We start from the raw sequence: 14,483 nt of genomic DNA, 5'->3' as shown, positions 1-14,483 counted from the left end.
CATGGCAGGACCCGCACGCGCCGGATTGTTCGTCTACGCCAAGGATCTCGAACGCGTCGCGTCGTTCTACGAACGGCTGCTCGGGATGACGCGGCTGCATGCGCGCGACGAGATCGTCGTGCTGGATACACCGGACCTGCAGCTGCTGGTGCATCGCATCCCCGACGAGTACGCCGTGGATATCGTGATCACCTCGCCGCCCGAGCGCCGCGAGGACAGCGCGCTCAAGTTCTTCTTCACCATCGCCAGCCTCGAGGCGGCAGCCGGCACTGCGACCGACCTCGGTGGCGCGCTCTTCGACGAGCGCTGGAAGGGCCCCGGCTTTATCGCCTGCAATGCGATGAACCCGGAAGGCAACGTGTTCCAGCTTCGCGAAGCCGTGGCCTGACCGCCCGCGACGCGCGGGAACGTTCGAGCGAGAATCCGCCGATGGCCGACACCCTCCCGCTTCTGCTCCTCACCCACCCCGCCTGCGCCGCGCACGTGCCGCCGCCGGGCCATGCCGAGCGTCCCGAGCGGCTTGCTGCCGTCGTCGACGCAATCCGCGACACCTACCCCGACCTGCCCTGGGCCGAGGCGCCGCTCGCGACGCGGGAGCAGCTCGCGCGCGTGCACGACGACTCGCTGATTGCGCAGGTGCTCGATACCGCCGTCGCGGAAGGCACAGTGCAGCTCGATCCCGACACCTTCCTCTCGCCCGGCGCCGCGGAAGCCGCGTTGCGCGCCGCCGGTGCCGGCGTCGCCGCGGTCGATGCGGTGATGACAGGCCAGGCGCGTCGTGTGTTCTGCGCGGTGCGCCCGCCCGGCCACCACGCCACGCGCGACGTCGCGATGGGCTTCTGCTTCTTCGACTCGATCGCGGTTGCCGCCGCGCATGCACTCGATACGTACGGGCTCGACCGGGTTGCGATCGTCGACTTCGACGTGCACCACGGCAACGGCACGCAGGCGATCTTCGAGAACGATCCGCGCGTCGTGTTCTGCAGCTCGCACCAGCTGCCGCTGTATCCGGAGACCGGGCATGCGCATGAGCGCGGCATCGGCAACATCTTCAATGCGCCGCTGCCGCCGGGCACGAGCAGCGAAGGCTTCCGTCGCGCGTGGAGCGAAACGCTGCTGCCGGCAGTCGATGCGTTCGCGCCGCAGCTGCTGCTGATCTCGGCGGGGTTCGATGCGCACCAACGCGACCCGCTTGCACAGCTCGAACTCGAGGCGGTCGACTATCTGTGGATCACCGGCCAGCTGCGCGAGATTTCGCGTCGCCATTGCGACGGCCGCATCGTCTCGATGCTCGAAGGCGGTTATGACCTGCAGGCGCTCGCCGAATCGGCCGCCGCGCATGCAGGCGCGCTGGTCGCCGATGGCGCGAGCTGGTGACGCTTAGTCCAGCGGCTTGACGTACTTCAGCCACTCCGGCGTATAGCCGACGCGCTCGTACAGCCGGCGCGCGGAGTCGTTCTCCGGCAACACATAGAGCTGGATCAGCGCGAAGCCCTGCGCCTTCGCCCAGTCTTCCGCCGTCGCCATCAATGCACGACCGATGCCGTGACCTTCCGCATGCGGTCCGACGACCACATCGGACACATGCGCGATGTCCGACTGCGTGTAGTAGTCGCGGATGCGGCGCACGTGGATGAATGCGCCGATCGCGCCATCGAGTTCGGCGACGAAGAATGCGCTGCGCCCGTCGGTTTCTTGCAGAGCTTCGGTAACGGCGGCAATGTCAGCGCTGCGCACCTGTTCGGTATCGCGACCGGCCGGCGTTCCGGTTGCCGCAAGTCGCGGAACCAGCGCGAGGATCGCGTCGTGATCGTGTTCCGTCGCGGCGCGGATCGCGAAATCCATGCAATCAGCCGACCTTGCGCGCGTCGGCCATGAAGGCTTCGATCTCGTCTGCCGAGCGTGCGAGTGCATCGGTGAGCACGCGCGGCGCGGATTTCGTCACCAACACGTCGTCTTCGATGCGGATGCCGATGCCGCGCCATTTCGCATCGACCGTCGCGTCGTCCGCGTCGACGTAGAGACCGGGCTCGATGGTGAACACCATGCCCGGCTCGAGAACGCGAGACTGGCCATCGACGCGATAGTCGCCGACGTCATGCACGTCGAGGCCGAGCCAGTGACCCGTCTTGTGGCGATAGAAGCGCTTGTAGCTGCCGTCGGCGATAACTTTCTCGAGCTTGCCTTTGAGCAGACCGAGTCGAAGCAGGCCTTCCGCGAGCGTCGCGACCGCCGCTTCGTGGATCGCATCCCAAGGTGCGCCCGGCATCGCCTTCGCAAGCGCGGCCGACTGTGCATCGCGCACGAGGTCGTGCAGTGCGCGCTGCGCGGGCGTGAAGCGTCCGCTGACGGGAAACGTGCGAGTGATGTCGGCAGCGTAACCGTCGACTTCGGCGCCCGCGTCGATCAGTACGAGGTCGCCATCGCGCGCGCTGCCGCGGTTCGCGTTGTAGTGCAGCACGCAGGCATTCGCGCCGGCGCCGACGATGCTGTTGTACGCGGGCACGGCGGCATGGCGACGAAAAACGTATTCGACTTCCGCCTGCAACTCGTACTCGGTGATGCCGGGCCGCGCGGCGCGCATCGCGGCCTGGTGCGCGGCGACGCTGACGTCGGCGGCCTTCTGCATCAGCTTCAATTCGCCGGCGTCCTTGAACAGGCGCAGCTCGTCGAGCAGATGGCCGAGTTCGAGGAACTCGTGCGGCGGTTGTGCACCGCTGCGCACCTGCGCGCGCACGCGGTTGAGCCAGCCGATGAGCTTGAGATCGAACTCGGCGTCGCGACCGAAGTGGTAGTAGACGCGCGACCGGCCTTCGAGCAGGCCCGGCAGGATGTCGTCGAGATCGGTGACCGGATACGCGTCGTCTAGACCAAATGCATCGACGGCACCATCCGGGCCAAAACGCGGGCCGTCCCAGCCTTCGCGCTCCGGATCGCGCTCGCGGCAGAACAGGATCGCCTCGCCGTGCTTGCGGCCCGGAATCAGCGCGAGCACCGCGTCAGGCTCGGGAAAGCCCGTGAGGTACAGCAGGTCGGAGTCCTGCCGGTACGGGAAATGGGTGTCGCGGCTGCGCACGCGCTCAGCCGCGGCGGGCACGATCACGATCGCATCGTCGCCCGCCATGCGCATCAGCTGGCGACGGCGGCGGGCGAACGGGGACGCGGGCGTTCGCGTCGTCGTGCGGGGAGTGGACGGTTTGGCCATCGCGCCGATGGTAGGTCCAGCGCGGCGCGGATGGCTACGCGGTCAGTTCAGGCGCTGACGATGTTCGCGGGCGAGCACGCAGTCGCCATGCAGCAGCAGCGCGGCCACCCGCACGAACTCCTCGATCTCGACCAGCGCTTCCTCGTCCTCTTCGTCGCCCTCGTCCTGCGGCTGGGCGGCGGCGAGCTTGGCGAGGTCGGCGAGCGCTTCGCTGCTTTCGTCGGACAGCGGCGCTTTCGCGCCCGAAGCCAGCCCGAACGCGCTGACGAAGCCGCGGCACCAGTCGAAGACCGCACCGCTTCGCTCGATCAGCGGCGCGTCGGAATCCGGCAGCAGCAGTTCGAACTCGAAGCTGCGATCGGCCAGCTGGGCGGCGGTGGCTTCGCGGAGGCGATCCAGCGGCGAACCCGCGCCAGGCGCCGGCAGCTGCGGGTCGGCGAAGACGGGCGCGAGCCAGGCGCGTTCGTTCTGGCCGCCACCGGCGAGCCAGCCGCAGAGCGCACCATGAAGTTCAAAAGGCGACGTCGCGAGCCCGTAGCGAACGGATTCGGCATCGATGTCGGCAACGGACGGCAGTTCGGATTCGGACACGGGCGAACGAAAGCGCGACGGGGTTCGCGAGTGTAACAACCCCGACCCGTTTGCCGGTTGAGGCTGCGCGCTGGCGACGCCTACACTGGCTCATCCTCCCGGTCGCGAGTGCCGTGCGCACGCCTGTCACCGTTCGGCTCCGGGCTTTCCTCGCTCCGCTGCTCATCGCCGCGCTGCTGGGTGTGCCGCAGGGGCCGGCTACCGCGGCGACGCGCGAGTTCTATTTCGAACCGATCGGCAGCGACCGTGGCCTGACCCAGAACTCCGTCGGCGCGATCGCGCAGGACCCGCTGGGCTTCGTCTGGGTCGGCACGCAGGGCGGCCTGCATCGCTACGACGGCGAGCGCTATCGCGTTTACCGCCACGACCCGCGCGACCCCAGGAGCCTGCCCGACAGCTTCGTCACCGCGCTCGCGGTCGACGAGTCGCCGGCACTGTGGGTCGGCACGTTTTCGCAGTACGTGGCGCGGCTCGACCTGCGTACCGGCGAGATCCGGCGCTACCTCGGCGTGGTGCCCGATCGTCGCGACGACCGCCAGGTGCTCGCGCTGCATGCGGATCGCGATGCGCTGTGGATCGGCACGGTCAGCGGTCTGGATCGGCTCGACACCAAGACCGGGACGCGTCGACGCGTCCTGGACCTACCCCGCCGCAACCCGGGTGGCGTCGCCAACCAGCGACTGGTGCGCGACCGCGCCGGGCACCTCTGGTACGCGACCGGCGCCGGGCTGTTCCGCATCGACGGCACGCAGGTCATCTCGGTGGCCGGCGCGCAGCCCGCCTATGCCGCGCAGGAAGGCCGCGACGGTCGCATCTGGGTCGGCGGCGACAACGGCCTCGACCTCGTGACCGCGGCCGGCCGCACTCACGTCTGGCCGGCCGACAACCAGCCCGCGCAGATTCGCGCGATGGTGCAGACGCCCGACGGCCGCCTCTGGCTCTCCGTCTACCCGCACGGCCTGCGCCGCTTCGACCCCGCCACCGGCGAGTCGCTCGCACTCAACGAGGATCGCTCCGTCGCGGGCACGCTGCCGGAGAACAGCGTCAATACGATGCTGGTCGACCGCAGTGGGCTGCTGTGGCTGGGCGGGCAGTTCCGGGGTGCGGCGGTCGGCGATCCGCGCGGTGCCGAGTTCGCCTTCATCACTGACACCACGCCGCACAACGACGCCAACGCGGCGGCCGACGACAGCGTGCGCTCGGTGATCGGCACGCCGGGCGCGCTCTGGTACAGCACCGACGGCGACCGCTTGGTCCGCTACGACTTCGCGACACGCACGCCGCAGGACATCACCGACCGCCTGCCGGGCGGGCCGACACGCGTCGCCGCCTTCCTTCGCCAGCCCGACGGCCATCTGCTGCTCGCGGCCGCCAATGGGCTGATGGATCTCGATCCCGCGACCCGGAGCATCCGCCGCATCACTCTGCCGAACGGCGTGCAGCTGGTCGCACGCTCGATCTATCGCGGTGCCGACGGCGTGATCTGGATCGGAACGTCGGGCGACGGCGCTTATCGCTACTACCCCGTCCACGCGACGATCGATCACCTTGCGCCCGGCACGCAGCTCTCGCATCCGAACGTGCATGCGCTGCTGGTCGACCACGCAGGCCGCGTGTGGTTCGGCACCGGCGACGGTCTCGACGTGCGCGCATCTGACGGCACGATCCGTCATTACCGTCACGACCCCGATCGCGAGGATTCCCTGCCGAGCAACGTCGTGCGCGCGTTGTACGAGGACGCCGCGGGACGCATCTGGGTCGGCACGCATGCGGGCCTCAGCCAAGCCGTGCCCGATGTCGCGAACGGCCTGCTGTTCCGTCGGCCGCTCGACACCGCCCTGCCCGACCGGCGCACCGTCACCATCTTCTCGCTGCGCGAGGCGCCCGCCGGCACGCTGTGGGCGGGTACGGACGCCGGCCTGCTGCGCTTCCGTCCCGACCGCGGCGATGCGCGACTATTCGGCCTCGGCGAAGGCCTGCAGGACTTGGAGTTCAACGGCGGCGCGTCCGGCACGCTCGCCGACGGCCGCCTCGCATTCGGTGGCGTGCGCGGCATCAACCTGGTCGACCCACGCCGTCCCGACGCACCGGCCTACGCCGCGCCGCTGCGCCTGCTGTCGGTACGCGTCGGCAATCGCGAAAGCGCCGAAGGCGCGCTATGGCCGCCGACGTCGCTGCACATCGGCGCCGGCGAGGACATTGTGCGCCTGCGCATCGGCGCGCTCGACTTCGCACCGTCGACGCGTCCGCGCTACCGCTACCGCATGGACGGTTTCGACGCCGACTGGATCGACAACGGCACGCAGCGAGAGATCACCTACACGCATCTGCCGCCGGGCCATTACACGTTCCGCGCGCAGGCGACTGATCGCAATGGACGCTGGTCGCCGGGCGAACTCACGCTGCCGCTCGACGTCGCGCGTCCGCTGTGGCGGCACCCGCTGGTCATCGCGTTCGCATCGTTCCTCCTGCTCGCTCCGCTCGTGTTCGCCGCGTGGCAGTGGGTGCAGCGTCGTCGCCGCGAAAGCGTGCACCTCGCCGATCTCCGCGAACGCGAGGAGCGCCTCAAGCTCGCGTTGTGGGCCTCCGGCGAACAGTTCTGGGATTACGACCTCGAACGCGAACTGATGCATCGCACGCAGGCCCGCGTGGGCGACGTCGGCGAAGCGGACATCGGGGTCGACACCATCGAGGAACAGGCGCATCGCATCCATCCGGACGATGCCGAACGCGTGCTCGGCCAGTTGCGTCGACACCTCCGCGGCGAGTTGCCCGTGTTCGAATCGCAGCACCGCGTGATCGGCGAGAACGGCGAGTGGGTTTGGGTGCGTGCACGCGGCCGCGTGGTCGAGCGCGACGATACGGGACGCGCGCTGCGCATCGCCGGCACCGCACGCGACATCACCTCCACACGCCGCGCCGAACGCGATCGCCGCGTCGCCAGCGAAGTGTTGCGCAGCATGGCCGAAGCCGTCGCGGTGTTCGACGACGACTTCAACTTCATTTCGGTCAACCCCGCGTTTACCCGCATGACGGGCTACACCGAAGCCGAACTCGCGGGACAGAAAACCAGCCTCATCGACAGCCGCCAGCACGACGAGATCGTCTACCGGCAGATGCGCGATGAATTGCAGCGCGAAGGCCGGTGGTCGGGCGAGCTGTGGCAGCGTCGCAAGGACGGCAGCGAATTCCTCTGCTGGCTGCAGGCGAGCGTGGTGCTCGACAACGCGGGCCAGCGCGGTCACTGGGTTGCAGTGTTGTCGGACATCACCGACCAGAAGCGCGCCGAGCAGGAACTTCGCTACCTCGCCAACTACGACACGCTGACCGGCCTGCCGAATCGCGCATTGCTACTGGAACGCCTGTCACGTGCGATCGCGCGCGCGAAGCGCCAGGAAACGCGCATCGCGGTGCTGTTCCTTGATCTCGACCGATTCAAGGACATCAACGATTCGCTCGGCCACGCGGCGGGCGACGCGATTCTTCGCGCCACCGCGGGGCGTTTGCGTCATGCACTCGGCGGCCGGCATGTGGTGGCGCGACTCGGCGGCGACGAGTTCACCGTGGTGATGGAACACGTCGAGGACGCCGAGGAAGCCGAAACCGTCGCACGACAACTGCTTGCCGCCTTCGAAGCACCGCTCGACGCAGGCGACCTGCGGGACGTCATCATCTCGCCGTCGATCGGTGTGGCGCTGTATCCGGACGATTCGGACACGCCGTCGGATCTGCTGAAGCACGCCGACACCGCGATGTACCAGGCGAAGGCGCTCGGGCGTCGCACCTACATGCGCTACAGCGGCGCGATGGACATGGACATCCGGCGTCGCGCCACGTTGTCCGCGGCGCTACGCAAGGTGATCGATCGCGAGGAACTGCATCTCGTCTACCAGCCACGGCTGTCGTTGTCGCAACAGCGCATCGTCGGCGTCGAAGCATTGCTGCGCTGGAACTCGTCGGAATTCGGCGCGGTATCGCCCGCGCAGTTCATTCCGCTCGCCGAGGAGTCGGGCCTGATCCTCGAGATCGGCGAATGGGCGCTGCGCAATGCCTGCGAGCAACTGCAGGCCTGGCGCGAAGGCGGTCTCGACATCGCGATGGCGGTCAATGTCTCTGCATTGCAGTTGCGACGCGGACATCTCGCCGGCGTCATCGAACGCCTGCTTACCGACACCGGCCTGCCGCCGGACCGCCTGGAACTCGAGCTCACAGAGAGCGTGATCATGGCCGAGGAAACGTGGTCGGCCCTGCAGGCGATCCGCGACCTCGGCGTGCATATGTCGATCGACGATTTCGGTACCGGCTACTCGTCGTTCGCTTACCTCAAGCGCCTGCCGATCAACGCGCTCAAGATCGACCGCGAATTCATCGGCGATCTCACCCGCGACCCGGACGACGAAGCGATCACCAGTGCGGTCATCGCGATGGGCCATTCGCTGGGCCTTAATGTCGTCGCGGAGGGCGTCGAGACGGACGGCCAGCTCGAATTCCTGCGCCGCCACGGCTGCGACGAGATCCAGGGCTACTGGCTCGCGCGTCCGCTGCTGCCCGACGACTGCGAGCGCTTCATGCGCGAATGGCGCTGGGAAGACGGCGTGCCGCCCGCGCCTTGATTCGGCCGGTCGCGCTGCTATCGTGGCGGCATGGATGACAGGCCCCAGACGCTCGAGCTGATCCACCGGCTGGCCCGGCGCATCGACGAACTCGGCGATCGTCTTCGTCGATTGCAGGACGAGAACCGAAGTCTGCGACATCAGCAGAACGAACTCGTCGCAGAACGCGCGTCGCTGCTTGCGAAGAACGAACAGGCACGCGTGCGCGTCGAAGCGATGATCGCGCGCCTGCGCTCGCTCGAGCAGCACACATGACCGCGAATCCGACAGAGCCGGTCAACATCCGCGTGCTCGATCGCGAGTACACCGTGGGCTGCACACCAGAACAGCGCGAAGGCCTGCTCGCGGCGGCGAAATTGCTGGACAAGCAGATGCGCGAAGTCCGTGGCAGTAACAAGATGGCGGCCGTCGATCGCATCGCGGTGCTCGCGGCATTGAACATCGCGCACGAGCTGCTGCAGGTGAAGCAGGACACGCACAGCGAGCGCGATATCGCGCATTCGCTCGGCATGCTGAACCGTCGCCTCGACGATCTGCTCGATCTTCCGGCCGGTTGAGCGACGGTCATCCCGCGCCGCGCCCGCGTTTCACGACGCGACTGAATTACACCCGAGTCGGTACGACGAATGACCGGTTGCACACGACATCGGGCGGTATACTTCTCGCACGTCCTCTGCTGTGTGCGACGGCGTGTGCAAACATTCGCCTTGGCCCTTAAAAACGACACTGGGAACGTGACCGTCATCCGGAGTGCATGCCCGCCCGCGAGCGGGAAGCCCGAAGGTGACCGAGCGTTCCCACTTGAACCCAGGGTTCAAGGTCGTTTCGCACGCATCGGCATGGTGGAGGACACTCTTTTCCGCTCGTCGCGTCGCGCCCTCCTGGGCGCCGCGCGATGACCGTCGCCACCGACGATCTGCGTCGTCTCCGGCGCGACATCCGCTCACGCCGCGCGGCACTCTCTCCCGCTCATCGCATCGCTGCGGCCCAGCAGGTCGCTGCGCGATTGCGCGCGCTGCCTGCTCATCCGTCGTCGGGTTACGTCGCGGGCTACTGGGCGGTCGATGGCGAAATGCCTTTGCATGTGTGGCAGCTCGGTCTGCCGGCCGACTGCATCTACTGCCTGCCCGTGCTCGGCGACGATTCACGGCTGCGCTTCGCACCATGGTGCAGTGGCGATGCACTCGTCTCCAATCGCTTCGGTATTCCGGAGCCCGACGTTGCGGCATCGTCGCTGCTAGAACCCGCCGACCTCGCGTTGATCGCGATGCCGCTGGTCGCGTTCGATACCGCATGCAATCGCGTCGGCATGGGTGGCGGCTGGTACGACCGCAGCCTCACAGGCCTGCGCGAACGTGCGGCGCGTCCGCTGCTGGTCGGCGTTGCCTACGAGCTCCAGCGCGTCGACGCGCTCACACCCGCCGAATGGGACGTCCCACTCGATGCGGTCTGCACCGAATCCGATACCTACATGGCGCACGAATGACGACCCGCCGCCGACACTGGCTCATGAAGTCCGAGCCCGACGCTTTTTCGATCGACGATCTCCAGCGTGTCGGCACCGAACCGTGGACGGGCGTGCGCAATTACCAGGCACGCAACTTCATGCGCAACGGCATGCGCGTTGGCGATGGCGTGCTGTTTTATCACTCGAATTGCAGCCCCCCGGGCATCGTCGGTGTCGCGACGGTCGCGACGAACGCGTACCCCGACCCGACGCAGTTCGAGCGCAAATCGCATTACTTCGATCCGAAGGCCACGCAGGAAGAACCGCGCTGGTTCAACGTCGACGTGAGCTTCGAGCGCAAGCTTTCGCGCATCATTCCGCTCGACGAAATTCGCTTGCACGCCGAAGAACTCGGCGAGGAATTCGAGCTGATTCGCCGCGGCAGCCGCCTGTCCGTCCTGCCGGTCTCCGCCGCGCAGTGGAAACTTCTTCTTTCCCTCGAGTAAGCCCGTGACCGAAGCGAAACGCCTGGCCGCCGAAAAGGCGATGGACTACGTCGAGAACGGCATGATCGTCGGCGTCGGCACCGGCTCGACCGTCGCTTACTTCATCGATGCGCTGGGCCGTGAGCCCGACCGCATCCGTGGCGCGGTTTCGAGCTCCGACCAAAGCACCCAACGCCTGCGATCCCACGGCATCGAAGTGCTGGATCTCAACGCGACCGGCCCACTCGCGCTCTATGTCGACGGCGCCGACGAGTGCGACCCGTCCAAACGGTTGATCAAGGGCGGTGGCGCAGCGCTAACGCGCGAAAAAATCATCGCCCAGGCGAGCGGCCGATTCGTCTGCATCGTGGACCCGAGCAAGCAGGTCGACGTCCTCGGCCGTTTCCCGTTGCCCGTCGAAGTCATCCCGATGGCACGCAGCCTCGTGGCACGCGCGATCGTCGCGACCACCGGCGGCCAGCCGGTCTGGCGCGAGGGCGTGACCACGGACAACGGCAATTGGATCCTCGACGTGCACGGCCTTCGCATCAGCGACCCCGTCGCGATGGAGACGGCGCTGAACCAGACGCCCGGCGTCGTCAGCGTTGGCCTGTTCGCACGTCGGGCCGCGGACATTGTCATCGTCGGCGGCGAGACGCCGCGCGTTCTCTGACAGCTCTGATCGACTCGGCCTGGCCGCCCGGAGCGCCGGACCCGCGCTAGGCGACGTCTCGTCAAAATCGCGCGCGCTTGGCAATGTTCGTTGCGTAACCATGGTCCACAGCATGCCGGCAGCGGTGCTTTCCGCCGACCGCGCCATTGGCTCGGGCTTTGAGCCAGCAGCTTCATGAGCCTCGGTACGGCTGCGCTGGGGTCTGTTCCGAAGCGTAGTTGCCGCCCGGTAAGACATCGGTGCCGCCGATAGCTCGACGCGCGGTCGAGCACAATGCACGACCAAGTGGCTGAACCGAGAACAGTTAGCTAAGCCGCCTTGGGATATTAGATGCGGCGTCGCCAGCTACCGCGGCGCGTCACAGGCTCAGGACGACATCGGAACCCGTACGCATTACCTAAGCCTGCCGCTCAACATTACTTTTGCCGAGGTAGCCGTTCAACATTTCCGCCCGCGCAAAGACAAACCCCCGCCTGTATGTACAGGCGGGGGTTTGCGGGATAAAGACCCTGGCGATGACCTACTCTCGCATGGGCAAATGCCACACTACCATCGGCGCGGGTGCGTTTCACTTCCGAGTTCGGGATGGGATCGGGTGGTTCCACACCGCTATGGTCACCAGGGAGAGGGTGGAGGGTCGCCTTTCGGCGCCACGCTCTCGACGGTTACCGGACAGACCTTGCGATCTGAGCGGAATAAGTTGGATGTAGCGAGCAGTGAATGTCGTGACGTGTCACGAGGGTAAGGTGCTTTGGTTAACCCAAAGCGTCTTGAGGTTATATGGTCAAGCCGCACGGATCATTAGTACAGGTTAGCTCAACGCATTGCTGCGCTTACACACCCTGCCTATCAACGTCGTAGTCTTCAACGTTCCTTTAGGGGAGTCAAGCTCCCGGGAGATCTCATCTTGAGGCGCGCTTCCCGCTTAGATGCTTTCAGCGGTTATCGCTTCCGAACATAGCTACCCGGCAGTGCCACTGGCGTGACAACCGGAACACCAGAGGTTCGTCCACTCCGGTCCTCTCGTACTAGGAGCAGCCCCTCTCAAATCTCCAACGCCCACGACAGATAGGGACCGAACTGTCTCACGACGTTCTGAACCCAGCTCGCGTACCACTTTAAATGGCGAACAGCCATACCCTTGGGACCGACTACAGCCCCAGGATGTGATGAGCCGACATCGAGGTGCCAAACACCGCCGTCGATATGAACTCTTGGGCGGTATCAGCCTGTTATCCCCGGAGTACCTTTTATCCGTTGAGCGATGGCCCTTCCATACAGAACCACCGGATCACTAAGACCTACTTTCGTACCTGCTTGATCCGTCGATCTTGCAGTCAAGCACGCTTATGCCTTTGCACACAGTGCGCGATGTCCGACCGCGCTGAGCGTACCTTCGTGCTCCTCCGTTACTCTTTGGGAGGAGACCGCCCCAGTCAAACTACCCACCATACACGGTCCCCGCGCCGGATAACGGCGCCAGGTTAGAACGTCAAGCACATCAGGGTGGTATTTCAAGGATGGCTCCACCGAAGCTAGCGCCTCGGTTTCATAGCCTCCCACCTATCCTACACAGACGAACTCAACGTTCAGTGTAAAGCTATAGTAAAGGTTCACGGGGTCTTTCCGTCTTGCCGCGGGAACGCTGCATCTTCACAGCGATTTCAATTTCACTGAGTCTCGGGTGGAGACAGCGCCGCTGTCGTTACGCCATTCGTGCAGGTCGGAACTTACCCGACAAGGAATTTCGCTACCTTAGGACCGTTATAGTTACGGCCGCCGTTTACTGGGGCTTCGATCAAGAGCTTCGCCTTGCGGCTAACCCCATCACTTAACCTTCCAGCACCGGGCAGGCGTCACACCCTATACGTCCACTTTCGTGTTTGCAGAGTGCTGTGTTTTTGATAAACAGTCGCAGCGGCCTGGTCACTGCGGCCCTTCTCAGCTATTAACCAAAAAGGGCGCACCTTCTCCCGAAGTTACGGTGCTATTTTGCCTAGTTCCTTCACCCGAGTTCTCTCAAGCGCCTTAGAATTCTCATCCTGCCCACCTGTGTCGGTTTACGGTACGGTCTGCGTAAGCTGAAGCTTAGGAGCTTTTCCTGGAAGCGTGATATCGGCAGCTTCGCCCTAATGGGCTCGTCCTTAGTCTCAACGTTGCTCCCCCGGATTTGCCAAAGGGAACCGCCTCAACTCTCTCACCCGGACAACCAACGCCGGGCCTGCCTAACCTTCTCCGTCCCTCCATCGCACTTACGCGAGGTGCTGGAATATTAACCAGCTTCCCATCGACTACGCTTTTCAGCCTCGCCTTAGGGGCCGACTCACCCTGCGCCGATTGACGTTGCGCAAGGAAACCTTGGGCTTTCGGCGTGCGGGGTTTTCACCCGCATTATCGTTACTCATGTCAGCATTCGCACTTCCGATACCTCCAGCAACCTTCTCAAGTCACCTTCAACGGCTTACGGAACGCTCCTCTACCGCGCATACAGAAGTATGCACCCCAAGCTTCGGTTCATCGCTTAGCCCCGTTAAATCTTCCGCGCAGACCGACTCGACCAGTGAGCTATTACGCTTTCTTTAAAGGGTGGCTGCTTCTAAGCCAACCTCCTGGCTGTCTGTGCCTTTCCACATCGTTTTCCACTTAGCGATGAATTTGGGACCTTAGCTGTGGGTCTGGGTTGTTTCCCTTTTCACGACGGACGTTAGCACCCGCCGTGTGTCTCCCATACAGTCCGTCTCGGTATTCGGAGTTTGCAATGGTTTGGTAAGTCGCAATGACCCCCTAGCCATAACAGTGCTCTACCCCCGAGAGGATACATATGAGGCGCTACCTAAATAGCTTTCGAGGAGAACCAGCTATCTCCGGGTTCGATTAGCTTTTCACTCCTAATCACACCTCATCCCCTACCTTTGCAACGGGAGTGGGTTCGGGCCTCCAGTCGGTGTTACCCGACCTTCACCCTGGGCATGACTAGATCACCCGGTTTCGGGTCTACTGCCCGCGACTATGCGCCCTTATCAGACTCGGTTTCCCTTCGCCTCCCCTATACGGTTAAGCTCGCCACGAACAGTAAGTCGCTGACCCATTATACAAAAGGTACGCCGTCACCCTTGCGGGCTCCGACTGCTTGTACGCACACGGTTTCAGGATCTATTTCACTCCCTTCACCAGGGTTCTTTTCGCCTTTCCCTCACGGTACTGGTTCACTATCGGTCGGTCAGTAGTATTTAGCCTTGGAGGATGGTCCCCCCATGTTCAGACAGGGTTTCACGTGCCCCGCCTTACTCGATTTCACTGGAAAAGCCTTTTCGCGTACCGGGCTATCACCGTCTATGGCCAACCTTTCCAGGTTGTTCTGCTAAAACTAATCCAGCTTAAGGGCTGGTCCCCGTTCGCTCGTCACTACTTAGGGAATCTCGGTTGATTTCTTTTCCTCCGGGTACTTAGATATTTCAGTTCTCCGGGT

Annotated in this window: 11 protein-coding genes, 2 rRNA genes and 1 other RNA gene (1 of these 14 cut by a window edge); 9 read left to right on the top strand and 5 right to left on the bottom strand. The window is 64.8% G+C overall.

What is annotated here, in order from left to right; genetic code table 11:
* Position 1 precedes the first annotated feature (1 nt).
* Both ACVWZN_RS00085 and ACVWZN_RS00080 read left to right on the top strand, forming a co-directional pair.
* Positions 2 to 388, top strand: a complete 387-nt coding sequence (locus ACVWZN_RS00085) for a VOC family protein (RefSeq protein WP_456952127.1) — start codon at positions 2 to 4, stop codon at positions 386 to 388.
* 41 nt (positions 389 to 429) lie between these two features.
* On the top strand, positions 430 to 1,377 hold the full coding sequence (locus ACVWZN_RS00080; RefSeq protein WP_456952126.1) for a histone deacetylase family protein: 948 nt from the start codon (positions 430 to 432) through the stop codon (positions 1,375 to 1,377).
* Positions 1,378 to 1,380: 3 nt separating this feature from the next.
* Here the strand turns inward: ACVWZN_RS00080 and ACVWZN_RS00075 are convergent, their stop codons facing one another.
* From ACVWZN_RS00075 to ACVWZN_RS00065, 3 genes are read right to left on the bottom strand one after another with little or no spacing between them, the layout of a single operon-like run.
* Positions 1,381 to 1,845 carry an N-acetyltransferase family protein gene (locus ACVWZN_RS00075; protein WP_456952125.1) on the bottom strand — a complete coding sequence of 155 codons (465 nt, stop codon included), beginning with the start codon at positions 1,843 to 1,845 and terminating at the stop codon, positions 1,381 to 1,383.
* A gap of 4 nt (positions 1,846 to 1,849) precedes the next feature.
* The gene (locus tag ACVWZN_RS00070) at positions 1,850 to 3,205 is read right to left on the bottom strand and encodes an aminopeptidase P N-terminal domain-containing protein (RefSeq protein ID WP_456952124.1); all 1,356 of its coding nucleotides are present in this window, start codon (positions 3,203 to 3,205) and stop codon (positions 1,850 to 1,852) included.
* 42 nt (positions 3,206 to 3,247) lie between these two features.
* Positions 3,248 to 3,796, bottom strand: a complete 549-nt coding sequence (locus ACVWZN_RS00065; RefSeq protein ID WP_456952123.1) for a UPF0149 family protein — start codon at positions 3,794 to 3,796, stop codon at positions 3,248 to 3,250.
* Between the two features lie 113 nt (positions 3,797 to 3,909).
* Between ACVWZN_RS00065 and ACVWZN_RS00060 the strand changes: the two genes are divergently transcribed.
* The 7 genes from ACVWZN_RS00060 to rpiA all read left to right on the top strand — a co-directional run bounded on the left by ACVWZN_RS00060 (position 3,910) and on the right by rpiA (position 11,014).
* A complete protein-coding gene (locus tag ACVWZN_RS00060; protein WP_456952122.1) occupies positions 3,910 to 8,409 on the top strand; it encodes an EAL domain-containing protein in 4,500 nt (1,499 codons plus the stop codon).
* Between the two features lie 30 nt (positions 8,410 to 8,439).
* Positions 8,440 to 8,664 carry a TIGR02449 family protein gene (locus tag ACVWZN_RS00055; protein WP_051234900.1) on the top strand — a complete coding sequence of 75 codons (225 nt, stop codon included), beginning with the start codon at positions 8,440 to 8,442 and terminating at the stop codon, positions 8,662 to 8,664.
* Positions 8,661 to 8,966, top strand: coding sequence for a cell division protein ZapA (locus tag ACVWZN_RS00050; protein ID WP_456952121.1), 306 nt, complete (start codon positions 8,661 to 8,663; stop codon positions 8,964 to 8,966). The genes ACVWZN_RS00055 and ACVWZN_RS00050 overlap by 4 nt, the downstream gene beginning before the upstream one ends.
* Before the next feature lie 110 nt (positions 8,967 to 9,076).
* Positions 9,077 to 9,262: non-coding RNA, 6S RNA (ssrS, locus tag ACVWZN_RS00045), on the top strand.
* A gap of 42 nt (positions 9,263 to 9,304) precedes the next feature.
* A complete protein-coding gene (locus tag ACVWZN_RS00040; RefSeq protein ID WP_456952120.1) occupies positions 9,305 to 9,895 on the top strand; it encodes a 5-formyltetrahydrofolate cyclo-ligase in 591 nt (196 codons plus the stop codon).
* Positions 9,892 to 10,362, top strand: a complete 471-nt coding sequence (locus tag ACVWZN_RS00035; protein WP_456952119.1) for an EVE domain-containing protein — start codon at positions 9,892 to 9,894, stop codon at positions 10,360 to 10,362. Before ACVWZN_RS00040 ends, ACVWZN_RS00035 begins: the two co-directional genes overlap by 4 nt.
* Positions 10,363 to 10,366: 4 nt before the next feature.
* Positions 10,367 to 11,014 (top strand): ribose-5-phosphate isomerase RpiA, encoded by a 648-nt coding sequence (gene rpiA / locus ACVWZN_RS00030; RefSeq protein ID WP_456952118.1) that lies wholly within the window; start codon positions 10,367 to 10,369, stop codon positions 11,012 to 11,014.
* Positions 11,015 to 11,521: 507 nt separating this feature from the next.
* Here the strand turns inward: rpiA and rrf are convergent.
* Positions 11,522 to 11,637, bottom strand: a 5S ribosomal RNA gene (rrf, locus tag ACVWZN_RS00025).
* A gap of 157 nt (positions 11,638 to 11,794) precedes the next feature.
* Positions 11,795 to 14,483 (bottom strand): 23S ribosomal RNA (locus ACVWZN_RS00020); it runs 176 nt beyond the window's last position.

Source organism: Lysobacter sp. HA35, from assembly GCF_054061195.1.
This window is presented reverse-complemented; position numbering and strand designations above follow the sequence as displayed.

Bases quoted from the DNA above. Each gene is read 5' to 3' on its own strand.
- ACVWZN_RS00085 (WP_456952127.1), top strand. From the start codon at position 2: ATGGCAGGACCCGCACGCGCCGGATTGTTCGTCTACGCCAAGGATCTC.
- ACVWZN_RS00080 (WP_456952126.1), top strand. From the start codon at position 430: ATGGCCGACACCCTCCCGCTTCTGCTCCTCACCCACCCCGCCTGCGCC.
- ACVWZN_RS00075 (WP_456952125.1), bottom strand. From the start codon at position 1,845: ATGGATTTCGCGATCCGCGCCGCGACGGAACACGATCACGACGCGATC.
- ACVWZN_RS00070 (WP_456952124.1), bottom strand. From the start codon at position 3,205: ATGGCCAAACCGTCCACTCCCCGCACGACGACGCGAACGCCCGCGTCC.
- ACVWZN_RS00055 (WP_051234900.1), top strand. From the start codon at position 8,440: ATGGATGACAGGCCCCAGACGCTCGAGCTGATCCACCGGCTGGCCCGG.
- ACVWZN_RS00050 (WP_456952121.1), top strand. From the start codon at position 8,661: ATGACCGCGAATCCGACAGAGCCGGTCAACATCCGCGTGCTCGATCGC.
- ACVWZN_RS00040 (WP_456952120.1), top strand. From the start codon at position 9,305: ATGACCGTCGCCACCGACGATCTGCGTCGTCTCCGGCGCGACATCCGC.
- ACVWZN_RS00035 (WP_456952119.1), top strand. From the start codon at position 9,892: ATGACGACCCGCCGCCGACACTGGCTCATGAAGTCCGAGCCCGACGCT.